15 protein-coding genes are annotated in these 20,196 nt (G+C 65.2%); 10 read left to right on the top strand and 5 right to left on the bottom strand.

Annotated elements, in window-relative coordinates; all coding sequences use genetic code 11:
* Window positions 1-173 precede the first annotated feature (173 nt).
* Genes HLH45_RS16210 through HLH45_RS16200 form a run of 3 tightly spaced genes read right to left on the bottom strand, consistent with a single transcriptional unit; the run spans window position 174 to window position 3,985 of the window.
* The gene (locus tag HLH45_RS16210) at window positions 174-1,814 is read right to left on the bottom strand and encodes a pseudouridine synthase (protein WP_046931924.1); all 1,641 of its coding nucleotides are present in this window, start codon (window positions 1,812-1,814) and stop codon (window positions 174-176) included.
* A complete protein-coding gene (gene scpB / locus HLH45_RS16205; protein ID WP_008571801.1) occupies window positions 1,807-2,943 on the bottom strand; it encodes an SMC-Scp complex subunit ScpB in 1,137 nt (378 codons plus the stop codon). The genes HLH45_RS16210 and scpB overlap by 8 nt, the downstream gene beginning before the upstream one ends.
* Before the next feature lie 13 nt (window positions 2,944-2,956).
* Window positions 2,957-3,985 (bottom strand): segregation and condensation protein A, encoded by a 1,029-nt coding sequence (locus HLH45_RS16200; RefSeq protein WP_029819552.1) that lies wholly within the window; start codon window positions 3,983-3,985, stop codon window positions 2,957-2,959.
* A gap of 228 nt (window positions 3,986-4,213) precedes the next feature.
* On the opposite strand from HLH45_RS16200, the gene HLH45_RS21840 reads away from it, so the two are divergent.
* From HLH45_RS21840 to HLH45_RS16150, 10 genes are all read left to right on the top strand, one after another.
* Window positions 4,214-4,513: a YciI family protein gene (locus HLH45_RS21840; protein ID WP_014090321.1), complete on the top strand. Its 300-nt coding sequence runs from the start codon at window positions 4,214-4,216 to the stop codon at window positions 4,511-4,513.
* A complete protein-coding gene (locus HLH45_RS16190; protein WP_008571805.1) occupies window positions 4,510-4,779 on the top strand; it encodes a BolA family protein in 270 nt (89 codons plus the stop codon). The genes HLH45_RS21840 and HLH45_RS16190 overlap by 4 nt, the downstream gene beginning before the upstream one ends.
* A gap of 377 nt (window positions 4,780-5,156) precedes the next feature.
* Window positions 5,157-6,179 (top strand): LacI family DNA-binding transcriptional regulator, encoded by a 1,023-nt coding sequence (locus tag HLH45_RS16185; RefSeq protein WP_008571806.1) that lies wholly within the window; start codon window positions 5,157-5,159, stop codon window positions 6,177-6,179.
* A gap of 133 nt (window positions 6,180-6,312) precedes the next feature.
* On the top strand, window positions 6,313-9,291 hold the full coding sequence (locus HLH45_RS16180; RefSeq protein WP_008571807.1) for a TonB-dependent receptor: 2,979 nt from the start codon (window positions 6,313-6,315) through the stop codon (window positions 9,289-9,291).
* A gap of 103 nt (window positions 9,292-9,394) precedes the next feature.
* Complete coding sequence (locus HLH45_RS16175) at window positions 9,395-11,014, top strand: glucoamylase family protein (protein WP_041469659.1); 1,620 nt, start codon at window positions 9,395-9,397, stop codon at window positions 11,012-11,014.
* 3 nt (window positions 11,015-11,017) lie between these two features.
* Complete coding sequence (locus tag HLH45_RS16170) at window positions 11,018-12,388, top strand: sugar ABC transporter substrate-binding protein (protein ID WP_031422949.1); 1,371 nt, start codon at window positions 11,018-11,020, stop codon at window positions 12,386-12,388.
* Window positions 12,385-13,269 (top strand): carbohydrate ABC transporter permease, encoded by an 885-nt coding sequence (locus HLH45_RS16165; RefSeq protein WP_008575059.1) that lies wholly within the window; start codon window positions 12,385-12,387, stop codon window positions 13,267-13,269. The genes HLH45_RS16170 and HLH45_RS16165 overlap by 4 nt, the downstream gene beginning before the upstream one ends.
* On the top strand, window positions 13,266-14,102 hold the full coding sequence (locus tag HLH45_RS16160) for a carbohydrate ABC transporter permease (protein ID WP_008575057.1): 837 nt from the start codon (window positions 13,266-13,268) through the stop codon (window positions 14,100-14,102). The genes HLH45_RS16165 and HLH45_RS16160 overlap by 4 nt, the downstream gene beginning before the upstream one ends.
* A 26-nt stretch (window positions 14,103-14,128) precedes the next feature.
* Entirely contained in the window at window positions 14,129-17,266 is a 3,138-nt protein-coding gene (locus HLH45_RS16155) for a discoidin domain-containing protein (RefSeq protein WP_008575056.1), read from the top strand.
* Window positions 17,267-17,328: 62 nt separating this feature from the next.
* A complete protein-coding gene (locus HLH45_RS16150; RefSeq protein WP_033478931.1) occupies window positions 17,329-18,222 on the top strand; it encodes an endonuclease/exonuclease/phosphatase family protein in 894 nt (297 codons plus the stop codon).
* Window positions 18,223-18,443: 221 nt separating this feature from the next.
* Here HLH45_RS16150 and HLH45_RS16145 read toward each other — a convergent pair whose 3' ends face one another.
* Window positions 18,444-19,676, bottom strand: coding sequence for a TraB/GumN family protein (locus HLH45_RS16145; protein WP_046931923.1), 1,233 nt, complete (start codon window positions 19,674-19,676; stop codon window positions 18,444-18,446).
* Window positions 19,657-20,196 (bottom strand): GNAT family N-acetyltransferase, encoded by a 540-nt coding sequence (locus HLH45_RS16140; RefSeq protein WP_008575050.1) that lies wholly within the window; start codon window positions 20,194-20,196, stop codon window positions 19,657-19,659. The genes HLH45_RS16145 and HLH45_RS16140 overlap by 20 nt, the downstream gene beginning before the upstream one ends.

The following is a 20,196-nucleotide window of genomic DNA, read 5'->3' as shown; positions in this document are numbered from 1 at the left end:
CCGGTCGGTGCGGTGTCTGCATCGCGATGGCGCTGCAAGGGAATGGCTTTCGTTAAACGACTGTACGACCGGATACGCGGCAGCTTCTCTGCTTCAGTCGATGTCCTATACCGTCCGCCACATAAAAACGGCCCTTTGCAGGGCCGTTTTTTATTGCGCGGATCGGTTGACGCTCAACGACCGCGATTACCGCCGGGAGGACGACGATTGCCGCCGCCCGGCGGACGACCGCCGGGGCCACGCGGTGCGCCACCCGGGCCGCGAGCGCCGCCACCGGGACCGCCGGGGCCACGGTTGGCAGACGCGGGGCCGCGATTACCACCCGGACCCGGTCGCCCACCGCTCGGGCGACCAGCAGGGCGTGCGGCACCGTACGGGCTGAAGCCCGGGTTGGCGTGATCGGAGGGGAAGCTCGGTGCGTTGCCCGGGTGGCCATACGGGTGCTTGCGTTGCCCCTGGCCTTGCGACTGACCCTGTCCGCCGCCAGCGCCGCGTCCCGGACCACCCGGGCGGGCGCCGCCTGGACCGCCAGCGCCCGGTCGCGCACCACCCGGTCCTTTCTTGGCATACGGGCGTGCCTGACCGGTGCCCGGGCCGCTCGGGCCGGCATTGCGGTGGCCGCTCGGGCCGGTGCTCACGCCATCGGGCACATACCAGCTGCGGAACGCGGCCGGGTTGCCGTCTGGCAACGCGCCGCGGTCGCCCTTGGCCGGGCCGCGCTGCTTGAACGGGCGCTGCTGCGATTGCTTGGCGGCCGCTTCGCCGCTGACTGTCAGGCCGCCCCTGAAACCGCCGGGCTTGCCGCGACCGCCGCGACCGCGATCTTCGCGCAAGTTGTCGAAACGCCGCAGTTCGCGGCCTTCATCTGCGCCAGAGGTCTGGCCGTTGACGTAGGCATTGCTGCGGCCATCGCGTGAGACGTGCACGGTCGACTTGGCGGCGCGGCGCTGACCGATCACAGGCTGCAGGGTCAGTGCCGACGGCGCGCCTTCTTCCAGTTTCAGTTCGGCGCGCAAGGCGTCGACCTTGTCCTGCGCCACTTCCACCGAGTGCCCGCGCAGCAACTCGCGCGGCAGCGAAATCTTGCCGTAACGGCTGCGCTTGAGGCGGCTGACCTGGCAACCCTGCGATTCCCACAGGCGGCGCACTTCGCGGTTGCGGCCTTCCTTGACCACCACGCGGAACCAGTCGTGCGAGTCGGTACCGCCGATGCGTTCGATCTCGTCGAATTTGGCGCCACCGTCTTCCAGCAGCACGCCGCGCGACAGGCGCTCGATGATGGCATCGGAGACTTTTTCTTCGCCTTCCGGTGCACGCACGCGCACCACGTATTCGCGCTCGACCTCGTAGGAGGGGTGCATCATCGCGTTGGCCAGCTCACCGTCGGTGGTGAGCAGCAGCAGGCCGGTGGTGTTGATGTCCAGGCGGCCAATGGCGATCCAGCGCGAGCCCTTCAAAACCGGAAGCGACTCGAACACGGTCGGGCGGCCTTCGGGATCTTCGCGCGTGGTCACTTCGCCTTCGGGCTTGTTGTAGATCAGCACGCGCGAGGGCTCGGTCAGCGCGCTGGCCACGAAGCTGCGGCCGTCCAACTCGATCTTGTCGCCGCTGCGCACCGACATGCCGGTCTGCGCGACGGCGCCATTGACCTTGATCAGGCCGTCGGCGATGCGCTGTTCCAGCGCGCGGCGCGAACCCAGGCCGGCCTGGGCCAGCACCTTGTGCAGGCGCTCTTCCAGCTTGGGCGCTTCGGGCGCGCTGTCGCGCTTGAGAGAAAGCTTGTTCAACGACAGCTTGCGGGGGGTGTCACTCATGTGTCTGGCTCCGGCCGCCGCGTTGCGGGTCGGCCTCTGGGTCGGAATCGGCTTCGTCAACAGCCACGGTCGTCGTCGCGACGGCGTTGTCTTCGTCTTCGTTCACTGCATCCGCGCGCGTTCCCGGCGCGGTGTCGGGGTCGCCCTCACGGGCGTCGTCTGGGTCCTGCGTGTTCTTCTCGTGCGCCGAGCCATGCTCGGGGTGTTGCGGTGTCTGGTCGTTTACTGCGTCGACCGCTTCGGTGTCGATCGCCTCATCGAGACCGTGGTGTTGCTGGTCGACTGCGGCATCGTCAGGCGATTGCTGTGCATGCTGGTCGGCGTCGGCGTCACTTTCAATTTCGGTATCGCGCTCGGCGTCGGCCTCGTCCATTTCCAAACTATCTTGCAAAGCGCCGGTGCCGCTGTCGTCAGCCGCAGCGCCAGCTTCCACATCCGCGTCGGTACCGCCAGCATCCGCATCGTCAGCACCCGTATCGCCGCCCTCGGCGTCAGCCTGATCTGCATCGGCCTGATCCTGCGCCGCGTCCATCGCTGCCGCCGCGGGCACGGCGCCATCCAGTTGCCCGTCGCGGTCCAGCGGCAGCTGCGGTTCCAGCTCGGCGATGTCCTTCAACTCAGACAATGGCGGCAGCTCGTCCAATCGCTTGAGCCCGAAGTAATCCAGAAAGCCCTTGGTGGTGCCGAACAGGGCCGGCTTGCCGGGCACGTCGCGGTGGCCCACCACGCGGATCCATTCGCGCTCTTCCAGCGCCTGGATGATGTTGCTGCTGACGGCCACGCCGCGGACCTGCTCGATCTCGCCGCGGGTGATCGGCTGGCGGTAGGCGATCAGCGCCAGGGTCTCCAGCGTGGCGCGGGTGTACTTGGTGCGGCGCTCGGTCCACAGCCGGGCGACCCAGCCATGCACATCGGCCTTGACCTGGAAGCGGAAGCCGGAGGCCACTTCGACCAGTTCCACGCCGCGCTCGGCGCAGGCCTCGCGCAGCAGTTCCAGCGCGCGCTCCACGCTGCCGGGCGGTGCCGGCTCTTCTTCCGGAAACAGGCCCTGCAGTTGCGCCAGCGTCAGCGGCTGGCTGCTCGCCAACAGGGCGGCTTCGATAATGCGGGTGATCAGCGCTTGATCCATTCGGTGATCGGCTTCAGATAGGTTCGTTGGCGGCATCGCTATCGTCGAATTCGCTGGAGAATTGCAACGGCGCATTGGTATTGCCCAACGCCAGCGACTTCACGTAGATCGGCGCAAGCGGCGCTTCCTGCACGATGTCCAGCAACTGCTCCTTGGCCAGTTCGAGCAGCGCCAGGAAGGTGACCAGCACGCCGAGCTTGCCCTCTTGGGCAGTGAACAGCGATTCGAAACGGTAGAACTTGCCATCGTCCAGGCGGCTGAGCACATCGCCCATGCGCTGGCGCACACTCAGCGCCTCGCGCTTGATCGCATGGCCGGTGAACAGCTCGGCGCGTTTGAGCACGTCGTACAGCGCCATCAGCATTTCTTTCAGCTCCACCGGCGGCGGCAGCTTCACCGCTGCGCGCTCGGGCAGATGCGCCTGCACCGGCGCGCTGTCGCGGCCCATGCGGGGCAGGGTGTCCAGATCCTCGGCGGCCTGCTTGAAGCGTTCGTATTCCTGCAGGCGGCGTACCAGCTCGGCGCGCGGATCTTCTTCTTCGCCATCCTGGCTGGGAGGGCGCGGCAACAGCATGCGCGATTTGATCTCGGCCAGGATTGCCGCCATTACCAGATATTCGGCTGCCAGTTCGAAGCGCAGCTCCTGCATCACATTGATGTAGTCCACATATTGCCGGGTGATCTCGGCGACGGGGATGTCCAGGATGTCCAGGTTCTGGCGGCGGATCAGATACAGCAGCAGGTCCAGCGGGCCTTCGAAGGCATCCAGGATGACTTCCAGCGCATCCGGCGGGATATACAGATCCTGCGGAATCTGCAGCACCGGTTGCCCATGCACCACCGCCAGCGGCATTTCCTGCTGCTGTGGCGGCGCGCTCGTGGCTGGCGGAGTCGCGACGTGCGCGAGTTCGGAATTCATCAGGTCGACATCGGTCTTGCGGTCGCCGGCGGCGGTCTTAAGCCGCGCCTGCAGGGCTTTGCCTTGAGTTATTGCGATCAATGTCGTGCCTGTGCCGGCACGATCCCACAAATCCACATACAACGTCCGCCGCGTGGCATGCGGCGACGGAACAGCGAGGAGGTCGTCTACGCGGACCGGCGGTGGGCAGCGAATCGGTCGTCGGGAAGAGCGCTGCGCCTGGGCCGACGGGCCGCTGCGTCCGGTTGCGTGTGCAGTGGTGCCAAGGGTAATGCGTGCGCGGGGGCGGTGTCCAGCGCCGACGCGGCTAGAATCGGTGCGGTGATCTTCCAGTCTTGGGCGAGGTGGCGTGTGTGGTACGTAATCGAGGGATATGACCGGGCCGACGCAGTGGCGGCACGGCAGCAGGCGCGGCCGGCGCATCTGGCGCGTCTGCAGGCGCTTGCGGCTGCTGGGCGGTTGCTGGTGGCGGGCCCGTGTCCGGCCATCGACGCCGAAGATCCAGGTCCGGCCGGTTTCACCGGCAGCGTCGTGATTGCCGAGTTCGACGCCCTGGAGGATGCGCGCGCCTGGGCCGATGCCGACCCCTATGTGGAAGCGGGCGTGTATACGCGCACCGAGGTCCGCCCATTCCGCCGGGTATTGCCATGAGCCGGGTCGAGCAGATCCGCGCAGCGTTGCAGGCGGCACTGGCGCCCACCGAACTGGACGTCGTCGACGACAGCGCGCGGCATGCCGGCCATGCCGGTGCGCGCGACGGGCGCGGGCACTTCAATGTGCGCGTGGTCAGCGCCGCATTTGTCGGCAAGCCGCCACTGGCACGGCATCGCGCGGTGTACGCCGCGGTGGGCGAGATGATGCAGACCGATATTCATGCCTTGTCGATCGAGGCCTTCGCGCCGGGCGAGGTTGGCTGAACGTCGCGGGGAACGCCGGCGGTCGTACCGGGCCGTCTGCTGTGATCAGAACTGCCGGGCTCAGCGGTGATTGCCTTCTCGGCAGCGAGCGTCAGGGTGCAGCCGGCAAGGCCGCGGGAGTGCCGGTGCAGGCGCCGGTCCGTGCGGTCCTGGCAAGACTGGATTGACCAGCAAATCGTGACCTGCATCCTGCTTCGCATGTGGACGCATGGGTGCATATTTGTTGCGACGCAGCACATTGCTTCACGTGCTCCTCACCTGCAGCTGATTGATCTGTAAGCGTTTTCACGCATGTGAAGATAGGGGTTTACGCCTCTGTATGAAAACGCTTACAGTCCGCGCCAGTTTTGGGAAGTCGGTCGCGGAGGGCGACACGAATGGCCAAGGGTGCGGTCACCATCAAAGATGTCGCTCGGGAAGCGCAGGTCTCCGTCGCAACGGTGTCGCGTGCGCTCAACGGGCACGACAACGTTGCCGGACCGGTGCGCCAGCAGGTGCTGGAGGTGGCCGAGCGGCTGCGCTACAGCCCGCATGCGGCCGCGCGCAGCCTGAGCAGCCGGCGCTCGCAGACCCTGGGCGTGGTGCTGCCGGACTTGTATGGCGAATTCTTTTCCGAATTGATCCGTGGCATCGACGGCGCAGCGCGCGCGGCCGGCCAGCACCTGTTGGTGTCCAGCTACCACGGCGATCCGGAAGCCCAGGGCAGGGCGCTGCGCTCGATGCGCGGGCGCGTCGATGGCCTGCTGGTGCTCTCGCCCTACGCCGAGCAGCCGGGGTTCCTCACCGACAACCTGCCGCAGTCGCTGCCGACGGTGTTGATCAATGCGCACCTGCCCGGTGCCGACTATCCGGTGCTGAGCATCGACGACCACGCCGGTGCCATGGCCATGACCGAGCACCTGTTGCGGGCCGGGCACCGCCGCATCGCCTTCATCGGTGGCCCGGCGCTGAACTTCGATGCGCGCGAACGCCTGCGCGGCTTCCGCGATGCGCTTGCTGCGTTCGGTGCGCAGGCGCAGGGCGTGGAATACCCGGGCGACTTCGACGAAGCCTCCGGCCACCGCGCCGGGCTGGCGATGCTGGCGGCCGGCGCGTTGCCGGATGCGGTGTTCGCCGCCAACGACATGACCGCGCTGGGCTGCCTGTACGCGTTCGCCCAGGCTGATGTGTCGGTGCCTGGCGACGTGGCGCTGGCGGGTTTTGACGACATTCCGCTGGCCCGCTTTGTCCATCCCGCGCTGACCACCATGCGGGTGAGCATCGCCCGGCTGGGCGAGCAGGCGATGACCCGGCTGATGCGCCTGGTCGAAACGCCTGACCGCGACGACGGCATCCGCCAGTTGCTGACGCCCGAGCTGGTGATCCGTGCCTCCTGCGGTACCGGCCAATCGGCTCACTGACCTTTCCGGCCACGCGTTTCCGGGCCGACCTTTTCGCGGACGTCCTGTCCGCTCCCGCTGTCCCCGCAGCGGCTGTTCCTGCACCACTGCACTGCCACAACAACAATCTGTACCGATCCCTGGAGGGACGACCATGCGCCACCACCACCCCCATTCCGCCCGTCCGGCGCGCAAGCTGCTCAGCTGCGCGCTTGCCAGCTGCCTGCTGCTCGGCGCCGCTCCGGCCTTCGCACAGAGCACCGCTGCGACCATCCGCGGGCAGGTCACCGTCGATGCCGCACCTGCCGCCCAGGCGCAGGTCACCGCCACCAATCTGGCCACCGGCCTGACCCGCACCGTGCAGGTCAGCAATGGCGGCTATTCGGTGGGCGGCCTGCCGCCGGGTTCGTACCGCATCGATGTCACCGCCAATGGCCAGACCAGTTCGCAGAACGTCACCGTGCAGGTCGGCCAGACCGCGACCTTGAACCTGGGCGTCGGCGGCGAGCCGGCCACCGCCGCGGGTGGTAACGCCACCACGCTGGACGCGGTGCAGGTGAAGGCGCCGCCGGTGCTGGTGGAGACGCGCACCTCCGAGAACGCCACCTACATTTCCAACGTGCAGATCCAGAACCTGCCGCGTGCCACGCGCAACTTCCTGGAACTGGCCGACACCGTGCCGAACGTGCAGTTCACCCGCGAGGCCAACGGCACCACCAAGGTACGCACCGGCGCCACCTCGGCCGAAGGCACCAACGTCTACATCGACGGCGTGAGCCAGAAGAACTACGTGCTCACCGGCGGCGTGAGCGGCCAGGATTCCAGCCGCGGCAACCCGTTCCCGCAGTCGGCGATCGGCGAATACAAGGTCATCACCTCCAATTACAAGGCCGAGTTCGACCAGGTCAGCGGCGCGGCCATCGTGGCCTCGTCCAAGTCCGGCACCAACGATTTCCACGGCAGCTTCTTCTGGGACACCAGCAACGACAGCTGGCGCGAGGAAAGCCCGCTGGAGAAGAAGGCCGGCGTGCGCGACGACTTCGAAGAAACCCAGTACGGCGCCACCTTCAGCGGCCCGATCCTCAAGGACAAGGCGCATTTCTTCATCGCCTATGAAGCCAAGGAATACACCACCCCGAACGTGGTGATTCCCGGCTCGATCTATTCGGACCGCGTCGACCAGTTGCCGGCCCAGCTGCAGCCGCTGGTGGTGACCTCGAGTACGCCGTTCAAGGAAGACCTGTACTTCGGCAAGATCGACTGGACCATCGGCGAGAACAACCTGTTCGAGCTGACCGGCAAGTACCGCAAGGAAGACGAGCTCAACGACGTCGGCCGCACCTCGACCTACGAGCACGGCAGCATCAACGGCCAGGAAGAAAAGCGCGCCAACCTGCGCTGGCAGTACAGCGGCGCCAACTTCCTCAACGAGGCCAACCTGAGCTACGAAAGCGCGTTCTGGAACCAGGCGCCGATCAACAACGGCAACGGCTACATCCTCAGCTACGCACCGGTGCGCGGCAACGAGACCGACATCCTGGCGGCAGGCGCCGGCAGCAGCTTCCAGCGCAAGGGGCAGAAGGGCTGGACCTTCCAGGACGACCTGACCTTGAACCGCCTGGAATGGCACGGTGCGCACACCGTCAAGATGGGCGTGAAGTTCAAGAGCATCGACCTGGATTCGACCCAGTTCAACCCGGCCAACCCGCAGTACTACTACAACATCCTCACCGACGTGCAAACGCCGTACCGCGTGCGCTTCGGTGCGCCGCTGGTGGAAGGTGGCGGTTCGGTGGTGTCCAAGAACAAGCAGTACGGCATCTACCTGCAGGACGACTGGGAGGTCAACGAGCACTGGACCTTGAACCTGGGCGTGCGCTACGACTACGAGCAAACCCCGGCATTCCTGGATTTCTTGACCCCCTCGGATGTCGCCAGCGCGCTGCAGAACTGGCCGAACCTGCGCAACGCCAACTACAACATCAACGACTTCATCAGCACCGGCAACAACCGCAAGGCGTTCAAGAATGCCTGGCAGCCGCGTCTGGGCGCCTCCTACGACCTGTTCGGCGATCAGGCCCACGTGATCTATGGTGGCGCCGGTCGTGCCTATGACCGCAACATCTTCGATTACCTGGCACTGGAGCAGCTCAACAACTCCTTCAAGTCGTATAGCTACTACTTCACCAGCGCCAACAACCCCGCTTGCCTGGGCGACCCGTGCACGGCCTGGAATCCGGCATACAACAGTCAGGATGGCTTGAACACACTTACGGCCAACAGCACCGGCGGTGGCGGACGTGAGGTCTACCTGATCGACAACCACCTCAAGACCCCGTACTCCGATCAATTCAGCATCGGCATGCGCAACATGGTGCCGTTGTGGGGCCAGGACTGGTTCACCGATGTCACCCTGAGCCGCATCGAAAGCCATGACGGTTTCGCCTTCGTGCGCGGCAACCGCCTGCCGGACGGGTCGTTCTTCCAGCCGGGCACCACCTCCGGCGTGCCGACCGACGGCCCGAACGGCTATAGCGCCATCGTGCTGGGCACCAATGGCGTGGAAACCCGCAACAACCAGCTCGCCTTGCAGGTGGAAAAGCCCTTCGACGAAGAATCCGGCTGGGGCCTGACCGTGGCCTACACCTATTCCGATGCGAAGGAGAACCGGCAGTTCGGCGAGCACTATGCGCTGGACCGCGAACGCATCCAGGACTATGGCTGGCGCGAGGCCGGCGGCATCCCCAAGAACCGCCTGGTGGTCACCGGCATCTACGAGCTGCCGTATGAGATCAAGCTGTCCGGCAAGCTGTCGCTGGCCAGCCAGACCGCGCGCTATGGCCAGAATTGCCTGGCCGGCAACGACCAGTGCGAGATCATCCAGTTCAAGCCGGATGGCACGCTGGGCTACAAGGAATTCAGCATTGCCGCCAATAAAGAGTGGGACACCGGCGGTGGTGTCAAATTCAATGTGCGTGCGGATATCCTCAACGTGTTCAACTGGGTTAATTACGCCACCTTCAACGGCGATACCGGAACATTGCAGGACTTGAACACGGCTTACGGCACACCGACCGGTGTGCTGGCGTCGCCGATGCGTACCTTCCGTCTGGCCTTCGGCCTGAACTGGTGAGGTGCTCGACCGCCCTGGCCGCAACGCCAGGGCGGTCGAACTCGGCGCCTGGATAGGGTAGGTTGGCGTGTCAGATGTAATCGATTACACACGTGGGGGGCGGATGGATAGGGGCAACACGTCGCGATGGTTGACGATTCCACTCTTGCTGGGCGCGCTGGTCTTGGCGTCGTGCAAGCAAGCCGAGGAACCCAAGGTGGCCGAAAAGAAGGCACCGGTCAAAGTCATCCTGGTTGAGGCGCAACTGCCGCCCAAACCGGTCAAGCCGCCGCTGCCGCCGCTGTTTTCGGACATCGAACGCCGCACATTCCAGTTCTTCTGGGACACCACCAACGAGGTCAACGGCCTGTCGCCGGATCGGTTTCCGTCGCGCCCGTTTGCCAGCATTGCGTCGGTCGGATTCGCGTTGACCGCCTATCCGATCGGCATCGAGAACGGGTGGGTCAGTCGCAATCAGGCGATCGACCGCACCCTGACCACGCTGAAATTCTTCCGCGACGCGCCGATGGGTCCGCAGAAGACCGGCCGGGCCGGCTACAAGGGCTTCTACTACCATTTTCTGGACATGCAGCAGGGCAACCGCTACGACAGCTGGGTCGAGCTGTCGAGCGTGGACACCGCGCTGCTGATGATGGGCGTGTTGTTCACCCAGTCGTACTACGACGGCGACGACCCGCGCGAAAAGGAGATCCGCCAGATCGCCGACACGCTGTACAAGCGCGTGGACTGGCGCTGGTTGCAACAGCGCGCGCCGCTGATCTCGATGGGCTGGTTCCCCGAGAGCGGCTTCATCAACCACGACTGGATGGGCTACAACGAGGCGATGATGCTGTACATCCTCGCGCTGGGCTCGCCGACGCATGGCGTCGACCCGGACGCCTGGACCAGCTGGACCCGCACCTACAATAACGACTGGGGCGTGTATCAGGGCCAGGAATACCTGTCGTTCGGCCCGCTGTTCGGCCACCAATACAGCCATGTCTGGATCGACTTCCGCGATATCCAGGACCAGTACATGCGCGAACGCGGCATCGACTACTTCCTCAACAGCCGCCGCGCCACGTTGGCGCAGCGCGACTACGCCATCGACAACCCGATGAAGTGGAAGGACTACGGCGAAAACGTCTGGGGCCTGACCGCCAGCGACGGTCCGCAGAACACCAGCCAGGAATACCGCGGCGAGCAGCGCCAGTTCCGCCATTACTCTTCGCGCGGCGCCGGTCTGCGCGAGAATTTCGACGACGGCACCATCGCCCCGACTGCGGCGATCTCCTCGATCGTGTTCGCCCCGGAAGTGGTGATTCCTGCCACCCAAGAGATGCACAAGCGCTATGGCGACTTCCTGTATTCGAGCTACGGGTTCCTGGATTCGTTCAACCCCAGTTTCAACTACGACATCCCGATCAAGACCGGGCGCATGGTGCCGGACCGTGGCTGGGTGGCCAGCGACTACATCGCCATCGACCAGGGCCCGATCCTGACGATGATCGCCAACTACCAGAACGAATTCGTCTGGAACGTGATGAAGAAGAACCCCTACATCCGCTCCGGTCTGGAACGCGCCGGCTTCACCGGCGGCTGGCTCACTCCGGAGGGCGAGCCGCAGCCGGCGCCGCAGAAGGACGAGCAGAAGGCCGCCGCGCGCGCGCTGGGCATGGCCGAATCGCGTGCCGCCGCCGCCCAGGCCCAGCAAGACCCCTCGCAACGCCAGAAACCCGAGTAATCCGTGCGCCTTTTGAAACTGTTGATGTTGGCCGTCGCCCTGTGTGCAGGTGCGACGGGATGCGAACGCTCCGATCCGGGCAAGACCACGGTGCGCTTCTGGGCGATGGGCAAGGAGGCCGAAGTGGTCGCCGAGCTGGTGGCTGATTTCGAAAAGCAGAACCCCACCATCCACGTGGATGTGCAGAACATCCCGATGACGGCGGCACACGAAAAACTGCTGACCGCCTTTGCCGCCGATGGCCTGCCGGATGTGTGCCAGCTCGGCAACACCTGGCTGCCGGAGTTCGCGCTGCTGGACACGTTGGAGCCGATGCAGCCGTACGTGGCGCGCTCCAGCGTTGTCGACCCGGCCGATTATTTCCCCGGCGTGTGGGACACCAATCTGGTCGATGGCACGCTGTACGGCGTGCCGTGGTATGTGGACACGCGGCTGCTGTTCTATCGCAAGGACTTGCTGCGCGAGGCCGGCTATAGCGAAATGCCCAAGACCTGGGCCGAGATGGAACAGGTGATGGCCGCGATCAAGCGCAAGGTCGGCCCCGACCGCTACGCCATCCTGATGCCGCTCAACGAATTCGAGCAGCAATTGTCGTTCGCGCTGCAGCAGGACGACCGCCTGCTGCGCGACCACGACAACTACGGCAACTTCCGTGGCGCCGGTTTCCGCAAGGCACTGGGCTTCTACGACAACATGTATCAGCAGGGCTGGGCGCCCAAGGTCTCAGAGACCCAGGTCTCCAATGTCTGGTACGAATTCTTCAACGGCTATTACGCCTTCTATCTGTCCGGCCCGTGGAACGTGCGCGAGTTCAAGCTGCGCCAGCCGCCGGGCATGGAGGGCAAGTGGGGCACCGCGCCGTTGCCGGGGCCCACTGGCTTGGGTGCCGGCATCGCCGGCGGTTCCAGCCTGGTGATCTTCAAGTCCTCGCAACACAAGGACGCCAGCTGGAAGCTGATCGAATACCTGTCGCAGCCGCAGGTGCAGGCGCGTTTCCACGCCATCATCGGCGACCTGCCGCCGCGTCGCAGTACCTGGAAGCTGCCTTCGCTGGCCAACGACGAACTGGCGCATGCCTTCGGCGACCAGCTGGAGCGGGTCAAGGCCACGCCGAAGGTGCTGGAGTGGGAGCGCATCGTGCAGGAAATGCGTCTGGTCACCGAGCGCGTGGTACGCGGCGGGCAATCGCACGAAGCCGCCGTGCAGGAACTGGATCAACGCGTGGACGAAATCTTGGCCAAGCGCCGCTGGATCTTCGAGCAGGAGGGCGGGCATGTCGGCCCGGCCGGTGACACGGCTCCGCCGGCAGTGAAGCCAGCGGCTGCAGGCACCACCGCGCCAGCCGCCGCAGCGGATCAGGGAGCCGCACGATGATGAAGCGCAATTCCGTCGCCGGCTGGGTCTTTGCCGCGCCGTCGATCATGGTGCTGGGCATGTTCTTCGGCGTGCCGGTGTTCGCCGCGCTGGTGCTCAGCGTGACCGACTTCGACCTGTACGCACTGGCCGACAGCAGCCATCTGCGCTTCGTCGGCCTGGGCAACTACATCGACCTGCTGCAGACGCCGCTGTTCTGGAAGTCGCTGTGGAACACCACCTACTTCGTGCTGCTGGGCGTGCCGATGTCGATCGGCGTGTCGCTGGGCGCGGCCCTGCTGCTCAACGCCAAGGCCTCGCGCTTCAAGGCGCTGTTCCGCACCGCCTTGTTCGCGCCGGTGGTGACCACGCTGGTAGCGGTGGCGGTCATCTGGCGCTACCTGTTCCATATCAAGTACGGCCTGGTGAACTTCGGCCTGAGCCATCTGGGCATCGCCCCGATCGACTGGCTGGGCGACCCACGCTGGGCGATGCCCACCATCATGCTGTTCGCGGTGTGGAAGAACTTCGGCTACAACATGGTGATCTTCCTGGCCGGGCTGCAGGCGATCCCGCAGGACCTGTATGAGGCCGCGCGCATCGATGGCGCGTCGCGCTGGAAGCAGCTCCTGCACATCACCTTGCCGATGCTCGGCCCGGTGCTGATGGTGGTGGGCGTGATCACCATTTCCGGCTACTTCCAGCTGTTCGCCGAACCCTACGTGATGACCCGCGGCGACCCGCTGCAAAGCACCGTCAGCGTGCTGTATTTCATGTTCGAAGAAGGCTTCAAGTGGTGGAACCTCGGCCGCGCGTCGGCGGTGGCGTTCCTGTTGTTCCTGATCATCCTGGCGGTGACCACCGTGATGCTGCGCTTTGGCCGCAAGAAGGACCTGATATGAGTCGTGATGTCGGCGAGTCGCGCTGGAATGCCGTGCTGATCAACGGCGGCCTGTTGGTGCTGGCGGTGATCAGCCTGGCACCGCTGCTATGGATGCTGTCGGTGTCGTTCATGCCCACTGGCGAGGCCAGCCGGTTTCCGCCACCGATGCTGCCGTCGGCGTTCACCACCGCCAACTACCACGAGCTGTTCGCGCGCACCGGCATGGCGCGCAACTTCGCCAACAGCTTGCTGGTGTCCGGGCTGATCACGCTCGGCTCGCTACTGGTCAACACCATGGCCGGTTATGCGTTCGCCAAGCTGCAGTTCGTCGGCCGCGAGCGCATCTTCAAGATCCTGATGGCCGCGCTGGTGATCCCGGCGCAGGTGGCGATGCTGCCGCTGTTCCTGCTGATGAAGCAGTTGCACCTGGTCAACAACATCGGCGGGGTGGTGGTGCCGGCGCTGGCCACGGTGTTCGGCATCTTCCTGGTGCGTCAGTACGCGCGCAGCATTCCGGATGAATTGATCGAGGCCGCGCGTATCGACGGTGCCAGCGAGATGCGCATCTTCTTCCAGATCGTGTTGCCGATGCTCAAGCCGGTGCTGGTCACCTTGACCATCTTCACCTTCATGGGTTCGTGGAACGACTTCATGTGGCCGTTGATCGTGCTGACCGACCAGGAGCAGTACACCTTGCCGGTGGCGCTGGCGGCGCTGTCGCGCGAGCACATCATGGATGTGGAATTGATGATGGCTGGCGCAGTGGTGACGGTGATTCCGGTGCTGCTATTGTTCCTGGCGCTGCAGCGTTACTACATCCAAGGTCTTCTGCTGGGGAGTGTGAAGGGGTGAAACCAGTGTTCCTGCGACTGTGTGCCATGGCCGCTTTCGTCACGTCTGCGGGCGCGGCGCAGGCGCAGGAGCGCGTGCTCGACGGCTTCAACGACATCGGTGCCTGGCGCCTGGTGGTGTCCAACCAGGTCAGCGGTTCGCTGCGCCCGGTGGCCACGCCCTCGGGCGGGCATGCGCTGTGCCTGGACTACAACTTCAACGGCGTGTCCGGCTATGTCGGCATCCGTCGCAATTTGCCGATCACCTATCCGGACAATTACCGGATGTCGTTCGCGGTGCGCGGCGAATCGCCATCCAACGACCTGCAGCTCAAGCTGATCGACGCAAGCGGCGACAATGTCTGGTGGGTCAACCGGCCGGGCTTCAACTTCCCGAAGAACTGGACAACGTTCAACTACCGCAAGCGCAACATCGAGAAGGCCTGGGGCCCAGGTCAGGACAAGCAACTGCGCAGCAGCGCCGATGTGGAGTTCACCATCTACAACAAGGTCGGCGGCAAGGGCACGGTGTGCTTCGACCGGCTCACGCTCACGCCGCTGCCGCCCGAAGATACCTCGCCGTTGCAGGCCAAGGCCATCACCGACACCGCGCCTGCGTTGGAACAGCGCCTGGCCGATGGCAAGCCGGACACGTTCTGGCTCAGCGGCGCGGTCAAGCAACAGACGGTCACGCTGGATCTGGGCAAGGTGCGCGAATTCGGCGGCGCCGTGGTGCAGTGGGTGCCGGGTCTGCAGGCCTCGCAATACGTGGTGCGCTCCTCCAGCGACGGACGGAGCTGGCGCGACCTGCGCACGGTCACTGCCGGCGCGGGCGGCACCGATTGGTTGGCGCTTCCCGATACCGAAGCGCGCTACCTGCGTTTCGATCTCAAGGACGGCCCCAACTGGCGCTACGGCATCAAGGAAGTGCAGCTGCAGCCGCTGGCATTCGCCGCAACGCCCAACGACTTCATCAAGTCGCTGGCCGCGCAACTGCCGCGTGGCAGTTATCCGCGCGGCTTCTCCGGCGAGCAGCCGTACTGGACCATCCTGGGCCTGGATGGCGGCACCGAACAGGGCCTGATCGGCGAGGACGGTGCGGTGGAAGTGGGCAAGGGCGGTTTCAGCATCGAGCCGTTCGTGGTTACCGGCGGCAAGGTGCTGCACTGGTCCGATGTCAGCAGCGAGCAAAGCCTGCAGGACGATTACCTGCCGATTCCCAGCGTGGATTGGCACCACGACCTGATGAATCTGCGCGTCACCGCCTTCGTGCAGGGCACCCCCGATCAGGCGCAACTGGTCGCGCGTTACCAACTGCACAACACCGGCAAGGATGCGCGCGAGTTCACCCTGGCGCTGGCCGTGCGTCCATTCCAGGTCAACCCGCCGGCGCAGTTTCTCAACACCTTGGGTGGCGTCAGCCGCATCGACCAACTCGCAGTGGATGGTGGCCAGGTCAGCGTCAACGGCAAGCCGCGGGTGTTCGCTGCACAGCGGCCGGATGCCGGCTTTGCAAGCGCCTTCGACAGCGGCATGGACGTCAGCCATCTCACCGCGGCCACGCCGCCGACGGTGGCCCAGGTCAAGGACGAAACCGGCCTAGCATCGGGTGTACTGCTGTATCGCTGGAAGCTGGAGCCCGGCCAACGCCGCGAAGTGGCCTTGGTCATTCCGCAAACCGGCGCCGCGCAGCTGCCGGCTGGCTTCGATGCCGACAAGGCGCAGCAGCAGGTGGCGCAGCAATGGCGCAGCAAGCTCGATCGGGTGCGCATCAGCGTGCCGGCCGAAGGCAAGCCGGTGGTCGATACCTTGCGCACCGCGCTGGCGCATATGCTGATCTCACGCATCGGTCCACGCCTGCAGCCGGGCACACGCTCGTATTCGCGCAGCTGGATCCGCGACGGCGCAATGATTTCCGAAGGGCTGTTGCGGCTGGGTCGCGAAGACGTGGTGCGCGACTATGTGGATTGGTTCGCGCCATACCAGTTTGCCGATGGCATGGTGCCGTGCTGCGTGGACGACCGCGGCAGCGACCCGGTGCCGGAGAACGACAGCCACGGCGAGCTGATCTACAACATCGCCGAGTACTACCGCTATACCGGCGACAAGGCCTTCCTGGAAAAGATGTGGCCGCATGTCACCGGCGCCTACGACTACATGGAAACGCTGCGCGCCAGCGAGCGTACCGAAGAAAACTTCATGCGCAACCCGGCTTTCTACGGAATGATGCCGGTGTCGATCAGCCACGAAGGCTATTCGGCCAAGCCGGTGCATTCGTACTGGGATAATTTCTGGGCACTGCGCGGTTACAAGGACGCGGCGATGCTGGCCGGGGCGCTGGACAAGCCAGAGGAAGCGGCACGCTTCAGCGCCGCACGCGATGAATTCAGTGGCGATCTGGTGGCATCGCTGGGCGCGGCCGTGCGTCAGCACAACCTGGATTTCCTGCCGGGCTCGGCGGAGCTGGGCGACTTCGATGCGACCTCGACCACCATTGCGTTGACGCCAGGCGGCGAGCAGCAACGCCTGCCGCAGGATCTGCTGACCAAGACCTTCGAGCGTTACTGGAAGGAATTCTCCGACCGTCGCGACGGCAAGCGCGAATGGAAGGACTACACGCCCTACGAGTGGCGCAACGTGGCCGCATTCGTGCGCCTGGGCTGGCGCGACCGCGCCTGGGACGCGACCGCGTTCTTCTTCAAGGACCGCGCTCCACAACCCTGGAACCAGTGGGCCGAAGTGGTCTCGCGCACGCCACGCACGCCGTTCTTCGTCGGCGACCTGCCGCATGCCTGGGTCGCCTCGGACTTCGTACGCTCGGTGCTGGACATGTTCGCCTACGGCCGCGAATCCGATGCCAGCCTGGTCATCGCGGCCGGCACGCCGACGCGCTGGTTCGAAGGCAAGGGAATCGGTATCGCCGAACTGCGTACACCGTACGGGCGCCTCAACTACACTTTGCAACGCACCGACAAGCAATTGGTGCTGCAGCTGCAGCCCGGGCTGATCCTGCCGCCGGGCGGTGTGGTGCTGCCGTGGCCGTATCAGGGCACCCCGGGCAAGGCCACGATCAACGGCGAATCGGCTGAATGGCAAAACGGCGAGCTGCGCATCCAGCAACTGCCGGCCAACGTGCAAATCGATGTGCCCAGCGCGGTGCGGCGGGCCGAGCGCGCCACGCAATGAGGCAGGCGTGGCGGCCGTCCCGGGCAGCGCCAGCACGGCGAGGTTCCGAAGGGCTGCTCATGTTGGTTGCACTGCTGCTGTTCTCCACTGGCGTGCAGGCCGGGCAGGGCGTTCCCTCCGTGCAGCGCGGCAATCGTGAGCAAGTAGCGAACGCCGTGCAGTCATCCGCCACAGCGTCGCGCGAAATGACCCTGGTCACGCTCAACCTGCACCACGATCGCGAAGACTGGCCGGCACGACGCGCTTATATCGCCAGGGAACTCAAGCGACTGGCGCCGGACGTGATTGCGTTGCAGGAAGTGATCGAGCGCCGCGGCAGCGTGGAAAACCAGGCCGCCTGGCTCGCGCGCAAGCTCGGTTACGACTACACCTTCGCCTCGGTCGATCCGGTCGGTGCACCCAAACGCTACGGCAATGCGTTGCTGAGTCGCCGCAAAGTGCTGGCCACCCACCAGCGCCTGCTGCAGCCGCTGGACGATTACCGTGTCGCCGCGCATCTGCAGGTGGATGTCGATGGCCAGCCGGTCAACGTCTATGTCACCCATCTCAACGAACGCGCCGACGCACGCGGTGCCGGCATACGCACGCGCCAGGTGGCCGATCTGCTGGACTTCATCGCCTCCAACAGCGCGCAGGCGCCGGTGGTGATCGCCGGCGATTTCAATACCGCCGCCGACACGCTCGATCTGCAAGCGCTACGCAAGGGCTACGGCGACAGCTACGGCAGCGTGCATCGCAATAGCGACGCCACGGTCAGCACCTTGAACATGCACATCTTCGACAGGCCTGCACGCATCGACCATGTGTTTTTCCAGCAGAACCGCCTGCTGGCCCGCGAAGCCCGCATCCTGTTCGAGGCGCCTTATGCCGAAGGCCGCTGGGCATCGGATCACTATGGTGTGTGGGTACGCCTGCAGCTTGCGCCGGAGCATCCGGCAAGCAACCGGATGCCGTAGGAGCGCACCCGCGCGCGACAGTAATTTACCGGGAAGGCCTCATCGCGCCCAGGGCGTTTCTACATAGCTCCGGGTACGCCTGCAGCTTGCGCCGGAGCATCCGGCAAGCAACCGGATGCCGTAGGAGCGCACCCGGGCGCGATGGGATTTACCGTAAGGCCTATTGGCCCGGGTGCGCTCCGACGAACGGTCTTGAGCCGGCGGCCTCAGTGCCGCTGTACTCACCCGTGCAGACGGTTGAAGATTTGAACCCCGGCCAGCCACACACCGGCCATGCTGCCGAAATTGGTCAGCAGAAATGTCAGCACCACCCGCGAGACGCGGTTGCGGTACCAGCCGCGCAGCGTCTGCGCGTCGTCGCGCAATGACAGAAAGTCGCCGTAGGCCGGCTTTCGCATATGCACTTCGACCAACGCGGCGAATGCACCGGTCGGCACGCTCAGGCGAAATGGCTTGAACGGCGCGACGACCGCGGCGGTGAGAATGCTCAACGGGTGGCTACCGGCCAGCAAGCAGCCGAGCGCGGCCATGCCGCCGGTATACATGGCCCACTGCATCAACAGGTCCGCGCCCATGCTCAGGCCGCCACGCCAGAACCCGATGCCGATGCCGGTGATGATGACCGCCAGGATGCCCAGCGTGATCCACGGAATACGCTTGCGCTGCTGCACGTATTCCAGCGATTCGCGCAGCGGGCCGGGCGCGGCGGTGTCCTGTTCCAGATGGCGCGCAAGTCCGGCCAGATGTCCAGCGCCAACCACCGCCAAGATCTCGCGCTGCTCTGCGCCGACTTCTTCGCGCAGACGCGTGGCCATGTATTGGTCGCGCTCGGCAATCACCGTCTCGTACAGCTCCGGACTTTCGCTGGCGAAGTCGCCGAAGCTTGCCTCGAGCATGTCGCCTTGCTTGAGCTTTTCGATTTCTTCTTCGCCCACCTCATCGGCAGCGAACAGGCCGCCGAGCAATCCCCCGGCCAGTTTCATCTTGCCGAAAAACCCCAGCCGCCCGGACGCACGTTTGAAGGTCAGGCCAACCTCGCGATCGATCAGATGCACCGGTAAGCCCTGCGCGCGTGCCAAGTTCACCGCCTCCTTCAATTCCGCGCCCGGTTCGATGCCCAGTTGTTTGGCCAGGCGGCGTTGGTACGCGGCAAGCGCCAGATTCGCGGCGAACAAGGCCACACGGCCCTTGCGGATCACCTGCACCAGATCCAGGCGGGCGAGGGCGTCGGGATCGCTGAGCGCCTGCAGGCGCTGCGCGTCCAGTTCCACCGCTACCGCGTCGTAACGCCCGCTGCCAATCGCCCGTTGCACGGCGGCAACGCTCGCCAGCGACACGTGCGCGGTGCCGAGCAAGGTATAGCGCACGCCGTCGCGTTCGACGATGCGATGCGGCTGGCCGGACAGCGCATCGTCCAGAACGTGGGGGGGCTGCTCAGTCATGGGGCTTTTCATCAGAAGGAGGGGCGGTGTCGCCGGAGCCGAGCGCGCGTTGCATCTGCACGCCGTCCAGCCAGCGACCGTGTTTGCGGCCAATTCCGTTGAAGACTCCGACCGTGCGAAATCCAAAACGTTCATGCAAGTTTCGCGATGCCAGATTGCCGGCATCGCCAATCACCGCGATCATCTGGCGGAAGCCGCGCTGCTCGCACACCGCGATCAGCTCACCCAGCAGGGCTTTGCCGATGCCGCGGCCCTGCATCGCGCTGGCCAGGTAGATCGAGTTCTCCACCGTCCAGCGATATCCGGCGCGCGCGCGAAATGCGCTGGCATAGGCATAGCCCGCGACCACGCCATCGAGCTCTGCCACCAGATAAGGGTAGCCTGCATCCACGATCGCGCTTACCCGCGCGCGCATTTCATCGAGCGATGGCGCGTTGTATTCGTAGGTATTGACCCCGGCGATCTGCTCCGCATAAATCGCAGTGATCGCCGGGATGTCCGCATCGCGGACTGCACGCAGCTCCAATGGCAT

The organism is Xanthomonas euvesicatoria, assembly GCF_013112235.1.
Lineage (GTDB): Bacteria > Pseudomonadota > Gammaproteobacteria > Xanthomonadales > Xanthomonadaceae > Xanthomonas > Xanthomonas euvesicatoria.
This window is presented reverse-complemented; position numbering and strand designations above follow the sequence as displayed.